Origin of the sequence: Leptospira abararensis (genome assembly GCF_016918735.1) — a bacterium.
Classification (GTDB): domain Bacteria; phylum Spirochaetota; class Leptospiria; order Leptospirales; family Leptospiraceae; genus Leptospira_A; species Leptospira_A abararensis.
Genome location: NZ_JAFFPR010000050.1, coordinates 291,325 through 303,471, shown reverse-complemented (window position 1 = coordinate 303,471; position 12,147 = coordinate 291,325). Strand labels below are relative to the sequence as shown.

General features: G+C 36.1%; 14 protein-coding genes, 1 other RNA gene and 1 pseudogene. 4 read left to right on the top strand and 12 right to left on the bottom strand.

All coding sequences use genetic code 11. The features are described from left to right. The first annotated feature begins 4 nt into the window (after nt 1-4). Both JWG40_RS15060 and JWG40_RS15055 read left to right on the top strand, forming a co-directional pair. Nucleotides 5-421, top strand: coding sequence for a DJ-1/PfpI family protein (locus JWG40_RS15060; RefSeq protein WP_205286587.1), 417 nt, complete (start codon nt 5-7; stop codon nt 419-421). Nucleotides 422-456: 35 nt separating this feature from the next. Beyond that, a complete protein-coding gene (locus JWG40_RS15055; RefSeq protein WP_205286586.1) occupies nt 457-1,449 on the top strand; it encodes an IS30 family transposase in 993 nt (330 codons plus the stop codon). A 75-nt stretch (nt 1,450-1,524) separates the two neighbouring features. Here the strand turns inward: JWG40_RS15055 and JWG40_RS15050 are convergent, their stop codons facing one another. The 11 genes and pseudogenes from JWG40_RS15050 to JWG40_RS15000 form a co-directional block, all read right to left on the bottom strand. After that, the gene (locus JWG40_RS15050) at nt 1,525-2,379 is read right to left on the bottom strand and encodes an ATP-binding cassette domain-containing protein (protein ID WP_205286585.1); all 855 of its coding nucleotides are present in this window, start codon (nt 2,377-2,379) and stop codon (nt 1,525-1,527) included. Between the two features lie 23 nt (nt 2,380-2,402). After that, entirely contained in the window at nt 2,403-3,086 is a 684-nt protein-coding gene (gene modB, locus JWG40_RS15045) for a molybdate ABC transporter permease subunit (RefSeq protein WP_205286584.1), read from the bottom strand. Between the two features lie 54 nt (nt 3,087-3,140). Continuing rightward, complete coding sequence (gene modA, locus JWG40_RS15040) at nt 3,141-3,947, bottom strand: molybdate ABC transporter substrate-binding protein (protein ID WP_205286583.1); 807 nt, start codon at nt 3,945-3,947, stop codon at nt 3,141-3,143. Between the two features lie 169 nt (nt 3,948-4,116). Next, a pseudogene (locus JWG40_RS15035) lies at nt 4,117-4,779 on the bottom strand (glycoside hydrolase family 25 protein); the annotation flags it as partial. Beyond that, nucleotides 4,778-5,158 carry a VOC family protein gene (locus tag JWG40_RS15030; RefSeq protein WP_205286581.1) on the bottom strand — a complete coding sequence of 127 codons (381 nt, stop codon included), beginning with the start codon at nt 5,156-5,158 and terminating at the stop codon, nt 4,778-4,780. The pseudogene JWG40_RS15035 and the gene JWG40_RS15030, both read right to left, overlap by 2 nt. A gap of 169 nt (nt 5,159-5,327) precedes the next feature. Beyond that, nucleotides 5,328-5,975, bottom strand: coding sequence for a DUF6597 domain-containing transcriptional factor (locus JWG40_RS15025; protein WP_232369397.1), 648 nt, complete (start codon nt 5,973-5,975; stop codon nt 5,328-5,330). Nucleotides 5,976-5,993: 18 nt separating this feature from the next. Beyond that, nucleotides 5,994-6,629: a hypothetical protein gene (locus JWG40_RS15020; RefSeq protein WP_205286580.1), complete on the bottom strand. Its 636-nt coding sequence runs from the start codon at nt 6,627-6,629 to the stop codon at nt 5,994-5,996. Between the two features lie 355 nt (nt 6,630-6,984). Next, nucleotides 6,985-7,692 (bottom strand): LA_2478/LA_2722/LA_4182 family protein, encoded by a 708-nt coding sequence (locus JWG40_RS19960; RefSeq protein ID WP_232369396.1) that lies wholly within the window; start codon nt 7,690-7,692, stop codon nt 6,985-6,987. A gap of 24 nt (nt 7,693-7,716) precedes the next feature. Continuing rightward, nucleotides 7,717-8,454 carry a flagellar motor protein MotB gene (locus JWG40_RS15010; protein ID WP_205286579.1) on the bottom strand — a complete coding sequence of 246 codons (738 nt, stop codon included), beginning with the start codon at nt 8,452-8,454 and terminating at the stop codon, nt 7,717-7,719. After that, nucleotides 8,451-9,104 carry an FFLEELY motif protein gene (locus JWG40_RS15005; protein ID WP_205286578.1) on the bottom strand — a complete coding sequence of 218 codons (654 nt, stop codon included), beginning with the start codon at nt 9,102-9,104 and terminating at the stop codon, nt 8,451-8,453. Before JWG40_RS15005 ends, JWG40_RS15010 begins: the two co-directional genes overlap by 4 nt. Before the next feature lie 6 nt (nt 9,105-9,110). Beyond that, entirely contained in the window at nt 9,111-10,247 is a 1,137-nt protein-coding gene (locus JWG40_RS15000) for an LIC13341 family surface-exposed protein (protein WP_205286577.1), read from the bottom strand. Between the two features lie 97 nt (nt 10,248-10,344). Between JWG40_RS15000 and ssrA the strand changes: the two genes are divergently transcribed. Together ssrA and JWG40_RS14990 are read left to right on the top strand one after the other, a co-directional pair. Continuing rightward, nucleotides 10,345-10,694: a transfer-messenger RNA gene (gene ssrA, locus JWG40_RS14995) on the top strand. A gap of 431 nt (nt 10,695-11,125) precedes the next feature. Beyond that, on the top strand, nt 11,126-11,509 hold the full coding sequence (locus JWG40_RS14990) for an MliC family protein (protein WP_205286576.1): 384 nt from the start codon (nt 11,126-11,128) through the stop codon (nt 11,507-11,509). Between the two features lie 29 nt (nt 11,510-11,538). Here JWG40_RS14990 and JWG40_RS14985 read toward each other — a convergent pair whose 3' ends face one another. Next, entirely contained in the window at nt 11,539-11,916 is a 378-nt protein-coding gene (locus tag JWG40_RS14985) for a hypothetical protein (RefSeq protein ID WP_205286575.1), read from the bottom strand. Between the last annotated feature and the right edge of the window lie 231 nt (nt 11,917-12,147).

The window sequence follows — 12,147 nt, the reverse complement described above, 5'->3', positions numbered from 1 at the left end:
TTCCATGAAAAAAGTATTACTCTTACTCGCCAAAGGATTCGAATCTTTTGAAGCCAGTGTCTTCATTGATGTCATCGGATGGAATCTTGTGGATGGAGACAAAACAACCAAGCTTTACTCCTGTGGATTTACTAAAGAAGTTTCAGGTTCATTTGGTGTTAGATTCAATGTGGATTATCTATTAAGCGAAATGAAAGTCAATGATTTCGAAGCTTTGGCAATTCCCGGCGGATTTGAAGAATACGGTTTCTATGAAGAAGCCTATCATCCAGAATTTCTAGAGTTGATTCGGCATTTTGACCGACAAGGTAAAATCATTGCTTCCATTTGTGTTGGAGCATTGCCCATTGCCAAGTCAGGTGTTCTAAACCAACGTTTGGCGACAACATACAATCATATCAAGGTAGGTTCAAGAATCTAATGCAACAAATCCCGATATTATAAATCGGAGAAGATATGGCAAAATACTCAAGAATTAGTCCGAAGGAAAGGGAAACCTTGTCCATATTGATTCATCAAGGATACTCAAAAGGTGCGATTGCAGAAATAATGGGTCGTCACCGTTCAACAATTGGTAGGGAACTTGAAAAAGGAAAAATAGCTGATCGATATTATCAATACTCGGCTATTATTTCTGGGTATAAAACAAGAATGGCTGCCTCTTCTAGAAAGCTTGGAAAAAGTAAATTATTAACTAACAACAAGTTGTATATAGAGTTTAAAAATCGAATTGAACTCAAATGGTCACCGCAGCAAATATCAAAAGATATAAATCGCTCCTTTCCGAATAAAAAATATATGAATATCTCGCATCAATCTATATATACATTTATCTATTTGCTTCCAAGAGGTGAACTTAAAAAAGAAATCAATACTTACCTTAGAAGAAAAGGAAAAAAAGCTAAACCTGCCGGAATCAAGGCTAATATAGGGAAAATTCCAGATATGATCAGTATTGAAGAACGCCCAAAGGAAGTTGCTGATAGGTCAGTTCCAGGTCATTGGGAAGGCGATTTACTAATAGGTAAAAACCATTCGAGTGCTCTTGGTACTATTGTAGAAAGAGTCACAAGAACTGTCATACTAGTACCTTTGAAAGCAATGGATGCTGAATCTGTCAGAAAAGCTTTTGAACAAGAGTTAAAACAGTTTCCAAAACAATTAAAACTTTCTATGACTTATGACCAAGGAAAAGAAATGGCAGAACATAGACTATTTACTAAAAATACAAAAATGAAAGTTTATTTCTGTCATCCTGCTTCGCCGTGGGAAAGGGGTACATGTGAAAATACTAATATGCTTATCAGGGATTTCTTTCCTAAAGGAACTGACTTCTCAAAACTAAAGAAAAACCAAATCAAAAAGGTTCAAACTTTACTCAATCAAAGACCTAGAAAAACTTTGAATTGGAATACACCTGAAAATGAAATACGGGCGCTTGTGCGCTAGATTCTTGAACCTACCCAAAGAAATTATGGGTTTTTAAACTCAGGATTTTTAAAATACAATGATCCATTTCTGAATTTAAATCTCATCATTCAAAATCGATAATTTTGTCTGAACCAGATCACCCAACTTGAAAATACGGAATTTTTCTTTTGGCTCCACAACAACCAATGGATTGGGAAACCATAGAGCCGTCTGATTTGTGTATGGATCAATACAAATCACTTCCCCTTCTAAAGAATTGGGTTTTCCTTTCGGATTAAAAATATCAATAGGATGCCCATTGGATACAATTTGACCTCCAGAAACCATAAATACTTTTTTTGATAATTTGATTACCTCAGGAATCTCATGAGTGATGAGAAGGATGGTCATCTCGAATTGATTTTGCAAAGAATGGATCATTGAATACAATTGGTTTCTAATCCTTTGGTCCAAAGAAGAAAATGGTTCGTCCAAAAAAAGAAATTTTGGTTTTTGCACAAGGGCTCGCACCAAAGCAATTCTTTGTTTTTGTCCTCCAGACAATCCTTCGATACTTTGATTTAAAATTTCGCCGATTTCGGCAATGGATATGAGTTCCTTTAAAAATGGTTTGTCTTCATACCCTTTACGAAACGCAAACTCTATGTTTTGTCGCACATTCATGTTTGCGAGCAATGCAGAGTCTTGAAATAAAAAACCAAGGGATCTCGATGCAATCGGAAGATTAATTTTTTTTTCGGAGTCAAACCAAGTCTGACCATCTACTATAATAGTACCAAAATCAGGTGTCATTAAACCCGATAGCATTTTTAAAAGTGTCGTTTTTCCAGCTCCAGATTCTCCAAAGAGAGAACTAATTTGATTCAAAGGAATTTCACATTGATAGTTTAATTCGATAGGTTGAGTGATTCGAGAGACAAACTTTTTTTGAATATTAATTTTTATCATTTTAAATTATATACCTAAACAATTTAATCTTTCCCAGCTAACACCATCGAAACATTTCGTTTGTAACGAAATAATATCAAAAGTACAATCATGGAAATGGTAACTAACACCAAGGCATAAATATGTGCGGAATGATAATTCATTGCCTCCACTTCTTCCAAAATGGCAATCGATGCAACTTTGGTTCTACCGGGGATACTTCCCCCAATCATCAAAACCACTCCAAACTCACCAATGGTATGGGCAAATGTCAAAATCATGCCAGCAAGGATTGCTTGTTTACAATTTGGTAGAATGACTCGAAATAAGATTTCAAACTTAGATTTTCCTAGCACCATTGCAGTTTCTATATGTCCTTTCGGGATCGATGAGAACCCAACTTGTAATGCTTGTAACATGAAAGGCAAACTGAATAGAATTGAACCAATGAGAATTCCAAAAAAACTAAAAGCAATGCGAAAATGAAAAACATCCTCAATCCATCCTCCCAGCCAATGATTCGGACTAAAAACCAGGAGAAGGTAAAAACCAAGGACGGTTGGTGGTAAAACAAGTGGTAAGTTGAGTATGGCCTCTACGATAAAACGATATCGAAAGGAAGAAAAACTAAGCCAATAACCGATGGGTATTGTAATCACTGTTAAAACAATTGTTGTGAGAATGGCAAGCTCAAGTGTCAACCAGATGGGATCGAAACTTATGATCATAGAATCAAATCCAGGATAGTGAATTTTCTAATCAAAATTATCACCAAATAGTTGTTAATTTTTTGGAATTTTATAACCATACTTCAATAGAATTGATTTTGCCTCAGCGGAAAAAAGATACTCAAATAACTTACTTATGGCTATTTTTTGTTCCTCTGTCCGAACTTCTTTGGATTGAATGATAACCACTCCTTGTTGAATTGTCGAATGAGTTTTTGGATCTACTTGATACCAAAATCGGAATTTGTCTTCATTTCCATATAATGTTGAAAATGAAGTAAATCCAACATCGGCCGATCCTGTCGAAATGAATTGGTTTACCTGAGTGATACTTTCTCCAAATACAAACTTATGTTTTAGTTTTTCATATATACCTAACGTTTGCAAAGTCTCAACTGCTACCTTTCCATAGGGAGCCGTTCTTGGATTGGCGATTGCGATGAATTTTATATTTTCACTCAATAACAGTTCTGAAATGGATTTTGTTTTTTCAATTTCTTTTTGTGAAAGAAGGACTAATTCTCCCTCTGCATACACCTTTGGTGGAAAAAGAGTATAACCATCTTTATAAAGAGCCAATGGAAAATCCATATCTGCGGAAAGGAATAAATCCATCGGTGCGCCATTTTGTATTTGATTCGTTAGTTGGCCGGAAGCACCAAAAATATTTTTTATATTGATTTCTGGATTTTGTTTTTGAAAAGAAAGACGGATCTCTTCCATGGGGTTCTTAAGGTTTGCCGCTACCGCAACAACAACTTCCATCTCATTCTTTGGATTTTTGCTTTGTCCTAGATTTTGTGGAAAGATTCCGGTTAGAAAAAGTAAGGGAAATAAAATGACAATTTTAAAGCTTTTCATAGCGACCAAACCCTATGAAGAAATTAGCAAATGGTATGAATTACGCGATTCTTTTTTGTCACGTTTGCATTCGAGAGAGATGAAACGGCTGGATCAGAAATACAGTAAAGACCATTTGCAGTCAGAAATACAAAACAACCAAAAGGAATTTTCACACGCGTTCGAGTATTTATTTTGCATTACTCAAACTTGTTAAACTTTCTAAATTTCCATTTAAAACATTTACATCCACAGGACCATGAATCCCATCTATTCGCGCCGTATTTTTATATTGCCAGATCACCCAATCAACCGATGAAAAAGTATTAGGATGTAAAAAAATATTTCTAATCCAAACGGGATGATGAAAGAGTTCATCACCAAGATAATTTTCAATGAATTCATTTGTTAAATAGAGAATTGTTTTCACACTATAATAAGTATCAATCCTATCTAAAAATTCAGATATTTCTTTTTGCACATTTTTTACATTCGGTCTATCTTTACAATTTCCAACAAATTCAAGATCAACAACAGGAGGTAAAGAATCTATTTCCTTAGGAACTGTTTGGATGAAATTGTCGGCTTGTTCAGAACCAGATTTACAAAGTGTAAAAAAATGGTAAGCCCCTACTTTAAAACCTTCTTTTTTTGCTTCCTTCCAATTAATAAGAAACGATTTATCTTTGAAATCGCCACCTTCTGTTGATTTGATATAAACAAATGTGATTTGATTTTTAGGAACTAAGTTCCATTCAATTTTTCCTTGATGATTAGAAACATCGATCCCTCGAATGGGATATTTTTCTTCAGAAGGATAAACAAACCATATCAATCCTAAATCTAAAGGGTTATTTCATGGAACTAAGACCAAATAAATTTCCTTCTGAATCTTCACAAATAGTCACCCAACCGAATTCTCCAATCGAAAACTTTGATCGGACAATTTTTCCACCAGCAGCTACAACTCTTGATTCTTCTACTGAACAGTCTTCTACATTAAAGTAAACCATCATACCACCGACTCCTGGACTTGAATGATCTGACTTTACCAAGGCACCTGCTGCACCATATAACTTCATATTTGCGGGGAAGCTCATCATCTTTGTTTCCCCTGTCGGATCACCCATTTTCTCAAGTTTTTGATGAAATACTTTCTCATAAAATGTGGTAGCACGATTTATATCGTTAACGTAGATGTCAAACCATCCAATTGCATTCATTGTAACCATAAATATTTCTCCTTAAAATGTTATCTCTAACATCTTAAGAAACTATAGCAGTTGAAATTTAGTTTGTATTGTATATATCAGACATTAAAATTTTTAAAATATTCTGCGGGGGTGTAACCAGTGATCTTACGAAAGGAGTGAATAAAATGAGACTGGTCGACATAGGACTCTAGATAATGCCCTCTGAAAGATTGTTGCAGTCGCAAAACCTTAAGAAAGTCGTGCGGAGAAAATCCCGTTTTTTTTTTAGCGTTCGTTGCAATTGGCGAGGGGACAGATTTGCGGAAGCTGCCATATCAGTCACTGTATCAATGACTTCGATATCAGCCAGTATCCTTGTAGTTACCACATTGTTTACAACTAAATTCTTTTCGACTAGCTGTCGTACTAATTCCGATAAAACTAACTGTCCAGCAGAGAAATCCAACTGAGTCAGTTTAGTTGCTGTTTCCGGGAGAGGTAAGTTTCCTTTATAGGGAGTATCTACAAACCCATGTACTATTTCATTACGATTGCCTTGCCACATACCGGGTAGAAACTGAATGCCAACGTAATGAAAGGATTTTCCAAGATTCAGCTCAACATAAGTGGTATGTCTTGCTGTAATCGCCGCAATTTTTGGGTCACTTAAATTGAATAAGATATTGATACAGGCGTCAGGTAAGACGTGAAGAAAAAAATCGTCACCCAAAACAGTATTCGTCTTCAGTTCCCAGAAACTATGCACTAGTCCAACCAAATCACTTGGCGGTATCGCCTCGCTATATTGTACGTATTGTACTGTTTTTTTAATGCCATCTTTAACTGGATTATACATATAATATATCTTTAAAGATTAGACCCTAGGCTTTAAAAGGATTGAGTAAGAATTAATTTGATCAGGACCCATTTTGAAATGAATCGACTTCAATTGATTCATGGAACAACTTTCATCTGAGTATAATAGGATTCTTTTTCTTGGTAAATCTTTTATATCTACGTGAGCCAACTTAGGTTCTAATTCGAATTGATATTTTTCATGAGGAAACGTAGGGTAAGTAATTTCTCTTTGTCCTATTCTATATTTTGAATAAAACTGTATGTAGTCATACCTGTAAATTTCATAAAAGAAAGTATTACAATCACTGCTATAGAATTGAACATTGATTAACTCATCTAATCTTGTATTTTTCTTTACAGGTGACACTTCAAGGAGAATCACAAAATTAGAGTTATAGATTTTTTTCACAATGTCCTTTAAATTTTTAGTAAAATCTGGATTGTGGTTCGTAAAATTATTTAAATCGTAGAGTGCTAATTCTAAATTTTGTCCAGATAATAGAAAGGCTGAAAGTTTAAATTCTTTGTCTGGATAAGAAGAAATCACTTCGATCAGCGGTAGTTCCGAATCGGAAGAAACTCCTGGAGATAGAACGAAAGTAGTGCAATTAAAAACCAAAACAACGAATATGATTAGAAACTTTTTATACATAAAACAGAGGATTTTTCTTTATAAGTTTCATTTGGCGTTTCATATACAATTGATTTTATAGGTATTCGTGCGAGTGATATCTCTATTGAGGTTATTGCTTCGAATTCTCTTCAACGGGGCTATATACGTATACCGGTTAACCCCACCCAATCCCTGGGCTGTTTATAGGCGCATTACAGATATTTCCTAAAACTATGCGGATAGTAAACGCAATGCGCTTTTTCTCCGTCCTTCTTTCCTAACCATATTTCTATCTCGTATTATAAACGAACTGCGCATAACTTATCACAAGTAGCTGGAATAATCCCAAGGGATAAAAAATTTCCCTTCTCCCAAAATCAGAATTTACTAAAATCTAATTTCCGTTCTGGATCTTTTGAAATGCTATACAAGAAGGTTCTGCATCCAGTTTTCCTTTTTGTAAATCCTTACAGCTAAACTTTAACACTTGAGAATAGCACTCTTTATATGCCGTTTGTATAGCCAAAGGATCGGCTCCGATCAGTTTGTACGCATTGCTTTCACGAAACCTTTTCTGGCATTGTGTTTCCTCCAACCTTCCTTCGGTAAATTTTTTCAGGTTGTCGGGGATAGATTTCCATTCTTTGTCTGCACATTCTCTATACTTTGTACAAATCTCGGCTGTTAAACTCAAAGATTCATTTTGCCATTCCAAGTTCAGCATGCCTTTGTCTTTTTTACAAGATACAATAGAAAGAAAAACAAGTGTAACTAGAATGATGGGAACTCCTTGTTTCAAGTTTATTATAGTAACTGATAAATGTAAATTTTGGATTATAACCGCAATTCGTTTAAAAACAGAAACAACTCGGATTATTATTGCAGTGCGTTTATTCCCCAGATAGCGAGTGATATCCGAATTGCATATATTCGCAGCGACAACTTTAATTCCCCGTAAACCACTCGTTTTAAATGTATTATACATATTTTCAAAAAGTGTGTGTGTGTTAAGCATATTGAGTTTATACCCAAAAAAAAGGATAATATACGAATCTCGACTATTTCCTCCAGAAATTGAATCAAGTCTATTTTGTAAGTTCATATCTTTCTAATATTGTTCCTTTCATTATTTCGAATTTTCTAATGTATCTTTTTTACGGATGAGAATTTCGATTCGTTCTTCTTTGGCTTTTTTTTCTGGCGTGTCTGATTCTTTTGTTTTTTGAAAAACCGCATAACCTTGGACAGATATTTGTTCTTTCGGAATGCCATATTCATTAACTAATTTTTCAGCCAGTAATGAAGCCCGATGGGAATGATAATCCCATGAGTTTTGAAATTTCGATTTATCAATTTGTGATTCATAGGGAATTTGCACTCGAACGACAATGTCAATATCCATTCCTTTAGATAATACAGCCAATTGTTCAAAAGCAAATTTAAGATCTGGATCTGCTTTCAAAATATCATCCGAAGCCAAATCAGAACCAGCGAAAGTCAATTTGAGTTCTTCTGTTTCGGCAAGACCGAGCTTTAACTTTGTTTTTTCCCGAAGTGCCTTTAGAGCAAAACCAATCCGTTCCCAAAGTCGAAACACTTGTGACTTTGGTTCCATAGTATCGTCTTCTAAAATTCCCGAACCACCTTCTAAAATGGCACCAACCGAACTTACGTTCAAGCCAAAACCTCGTTTAATATCTTTTGCTACTTCTGTTAGGCGATTCGCATCAACTTTGCTGATCGCATATAGTATAATAAAAAGTCCAAGCAACAACGTGATCATATCGGCATATGTCAATAACCAACGATCATGAGCCTCGATATGTTCTTCTTCTTTTGATACAAATCGGGAGCGTCTTCTCATATTTCCTCTTTGAGAGTTGGGAAGGCTTTATACAAAAATTCCCATTCCTTTTCCTTTACTTTCGCATAGAACTCATTAAATAAATCTTGGCCGACAGGTAAAGTGGCATAGTACCCCTGTTCTACTTTTTTAAAAAGGGGGTAAACTCCAAGTAAACGAGACATCATAGCAGCAGGTTTGATAATATAAGCACTCACCGGTTTGTGCGCCAACTCATAGAATTTTTTAAGATTGAAGAGTACAACTTCTAATTGTTTTTTTCGAATTTCCCTTCGATCCAACTCACAAAAAAGTGCAAAATATTCTTCCTGATCTATTTCTTTTCCAAGTTGCCAACCCTTCGAAATAAGAAGTTTGGCCATTTCAATGTCTAGATCATCAGTGATGGTATTGAGTTCCATAAGTCGTTCGACACTTTCTCTTGTACCTTCTTTCATCATGTTTTTGACTTTATCATAGGTAGTGAAAGCTAATGTCTCCCATTCTTCTTTTCCATCTAAATTATAAACAGTTTCAAAGAAGAACTTTGCCATCTCTATTGTCTCTTTGCGATGGAAAAAATCATAATAATAAAGATGAAATCGATCCACCTGGACACGAACAATCTCTCTTCTTGCTAGTTTGACTTCTTCCGTCAATTGGTGTTTCATTTCCGTTTAGTTAGTTGGTGCTCCCAAAAGATAGGAAGGAAATCCTTGTTGGTCACGTTCAAACGGAGCAATGGAAAACTGATTGGGAATAGAAACTATTTCATGATAAAATTTATAAGTGGAACGGAATAATATTTTTGGTGTCACAGATTCTTTCGGAGTGTAATAAAACTTAATTCCATAACGAAAATTATTTGCCCAACCTTCTTTCGTAACTTCTAACAAAGGATATTCTGCAGGAACTTTTTTATTAGAAACAATATTGTAAACAATATCTCCTTTTTTATAAATCCTAACTCCTTGGGTCTCTCCTGCCAACCGAACACTTCCTGCTTCCGGAAAAGACAAAGAAAGATAAGTCAAACTCACATAGTTTCCGCGATTCTTAAGTTGCAAAGTCACTTGGGATTCTTTACCAATTTCAAATTTCGGAGTCACTTCTAGAGATACAAAGGAAGGCACTGGTTGCATAGGAAGGTTTGCTAACATCTCCCAGCCATTATACACAAACTCTTGGGAATAATTTGGATTGGTTGGGAAAATACGAAAAGATTTGTCCTTGGCACTGTATTCAAAGTCTACACGTTTACTTCTTTTTAACTCTTCATGTTCTTTGAGTTGAAAACCATCCCAAATTTTTTTGCCTTTACGATATCCCATAGGAACAGAAAATAAACCTAACGGTGGTTCTTCGGCGAGTACTTCGATAAAGACAGAATTAAAATTATCTCCAGGAAGTTCTGCAACAACAATCCGGCGAAGACAATCCCCAGCAAAAGTAACTTTTTCTTTTCCTGGAGCAGACCCCGAAACCCAAGATTTCAGTTTGCCATCATAAAACATGGGCCCTAAGTTTTGTAAAAAATATTCCAATTTCCAAAGAAAGGTCCAACTAGAACCGTCTCTACGAAAGGCCGCAAGAACCTCACTTGTCCCTGACTGAAACAAGACTAAAGTTTCCATTTCGGGAGTTTCATCCAAATTGATCTGCTTTTGGCCTAAAACTCGAACGGCTTGTCCCGCATCTTTTCCGTAAACCGCTGCCCGAATTTCTGCATCCGAAGGAAGTTCCTTTGGAGAGCAAAACATAGCCAAAAATAGAAAGAAAGTCGCTGTAAATAGGAATCGAATGGATAAATTCATAGGAATTCTTTCATTCCATCATACCAAAACTCCAATTCAACCTTTTTTGCTTTTCCTTTCGAACTCTCGTGTTTTACTCGTCTAAGTAGTAAGAATTGGGGACGACATTGGTTTCGACTGTTGTTGGCTTGGGTTCAGTGGCACGTAGGGGTGAGGGTCCTCTTAAAAACCTTCAAAACAATAACTGCAAATAACGAATTTGCTCTAGCAGCTTAGTTTTAAGCTCTACGGTTTCCATGGCTGTTTCCTTAGGTGGCCAAGAAACCGACACCTCTCTAAGGACCTTTCGGATCTGTCGCCCGCTTCGGGCCGAATTGAACTCTAAGTAGGATAGGAATTAGTCCCCCGTTTGTAGGGTAAGTCTTTCCGAAATTTATTTGCAAACTAAACGTGTAGAAGCTGCATTTGAGGACGATAGGACCCGGGTTCGACTCCCGGCGTCTCCAAAGTTTTTTTCCACTTAATATCCATTTTTTTTTCATCTAACAAAAGATTTACGATGGGAGTCGAACGACTGCGAGAGTCAGAAACAGTAGCGACCCATAGGGAGCGTGAAGCTGTTTCTGTCGAAGGCAGGATGCCTGAGACCTCGAGCAGGACGGGTCGGAGGTTGCCTGACCTGGATGGGAAGGCACCGGAGACCGACTCCCGGCGTCTCCAAAGTTACGGCATTCGCTTCTCGCGTTCGCCTGGCCCTCCATGGCCAGAGCTCCGGCCCGCACCCATCCATGGGTGCTGTTCGAAACAAACGCCTCCACTGGGTTACTAGCAAAAGTTTACTATAATTCATCTTAAAATATCAATTCTATATTCTCATAATCATCTAACAAATAATCTGCGGAGGAAGTTCTAGGCAGGATGCCTGAGACTGAGTGACATTGAAAACACCTAACAACTTGAAAATTATCTCTATATTTAACATTACTATAACGACAGCTATTTGTCTAATCTCTCTCTATTGTACACCTGCTTACGAAAACATAGAGGTAGTTTACCAAGCTGAAAATGGCCAAAAAATTACGGCAGTTTACCATAATCCGACAAAAGAGGAAGGCATATATTCAGTGACCGTAAATATTCCGAATCACCAACCGATCACTTTAAATCAAGGAATGGCTGCGTCCGGAATTCGTTATACAGATGACAAAACTTTAGTTTGGTGGGCAAAAGGAGGCGAAGCTTTTATTATGAAACCAGACGGTAAAGGTGATTGGGATATAACTGATAAATATAAAGAAATTTTATTCAATCAGAATCATTGATTAAATAATTGAATCTAATTATGATTTCATCAAATAAAAGAAGCAATTTTAATCTTAGGCCAAACACCGAACCAAGTATGATAATAACACATGTAGATTCCAAATGAAATCCCGCATAAGATAAGAAAGACGGCCGTTTTACGAAAAACCAAAAGATTACCCATTTCAACAGTTACTTTTAAAACAAACTTTGTTAGCCTATCAATTATGGAGAACAAAAAGAAAAAGAGCAAAAGGATCACACCCATGCCAATCAAGGTTACAAGGGGTTTTTCATACATACTCGTCAGACCCAGTACCTGTCCGTTTATGTTTGTTACAATCAAATCAACAGCAAGTATACAAAGTAGGCGAAAATAAAAACCTAAAAATCGATGATAGAGGGATTGTTTCGATGAGGAAGACATAGAAGCATATCTATGTGTCCGAACTCAATTGGCAAGCCTGATTTCTCAAAAAATGCTATTAAATCTCAACTTTTATCATCTTCACAAAAACAATATTAGGTGTTTTTTTAAGATGAATTTTTTAAACAGAAAGAACCTTAGTACATTGTTTGAAGAGTAACCCAACTTCTAGTTTCAAAAAGTAACAAATCTGGAGTGTTAATGCCAGAAATTCGACTAATTTCTTTTAGA

What these genes read in the sequence shown, in the direction of transcription:
- modA (WP_205286583.1), bottom strand. Translation starts at nt 3,947, where the DNA reads ATGAAAAGCTTTAAAATTGTCATTTTATTTCCCTTACTTTTTCTAACC.
- modB (WP_205286584.1), bottom strand. Translation starts at nt 3,086, where the DNA reads ATGATCATAAGTTTCGATCCCATCTGGTTGACACTTGAGCTTGCCATT.
- JWG40_RS14985 (WP_205286575.1), bottom strand. Translation starts at nt 11,916, where the DNA reads ATGTCTTCCTCATCGAAACAATCCCTCTATCATCGATTTTTAGGTTTT.
- JWG40_RS15060 (WP_205286587.1), top strand. Translation starts at nt 5, where the DNA reads ATGAAAAAAGTATTACTCTTACTCGCCAAAGGATTCGAATCTTTTGAA.
- JWG40_RS15025 (WP_232369397.1), bottom strand. Translation starts at nt 5,975, where the DNA reads ATGTATAATCCAGTTAAAGATGGCATTAAAAAAACAGTACAATACGTA.
- JWG40_RS15005 (WP_205286578.1), bottom strand. Translation starts at nt 9,104, where the DNA reads ATGAAACACCAATTGACGGAAGAAGTCAAACTAGCAAGAAGAGAGATT.
- JWG40_RS15055 (WP_205286586.1), top strand. Translation starts at nt 457, where the DNA reads ATGGCAAAATACTCAAGAATTAGTCCGAAGGAAAGGGAAACCTTGTCC.
- JWG40_RS15010 (WP_205286579.1), bottom strand. Translation starts at nt 8,454, where the DNA reads ATGAGAAGACGCTCCCGATTTGTATCAAAAGAAGAAGAACATATCGAG.
- JWG40_RS15000 (WP_205286577.1), bottom strand. Translation starts at nt 10,247, where the DNA reads ATGAATTTATCCATTCGATTCCTATTTACAGCGACTTTCTTTCTATTT.
- JWG40_RS15050 (WP_205286585.1), bottom strand. Translation starts at nt 2,379, where the DNA reads ATGATAAAAATTAATATTCAAAAAAAGTTTGTCTCTCGAATCACTCAA.
- JWG40_RS19960 (WP_232369396.1), bottom strand. Translation starts at nt 7,692, where the DNA reads ATGAACTTACAAAATAGACTTGATTCAATTTCTGGAGGAAATAGTCGA.
- JWG40_RS15020 (WP_205286580.1), bottom strand. Translation starts at nt 6,629, where the DNA reads ATGTATAAAAAGTTTCTAATCATATTCGTTGTTTTGGTTTTTAATTGC.
- JWG40_RS15030 (WP_205286581.1), bottom strand. Translation starts at nt 5,158, where the DNA reads ATGGTTACAATGAATGCAATTGGATGGTTTGACATCTACGTTAACGAT.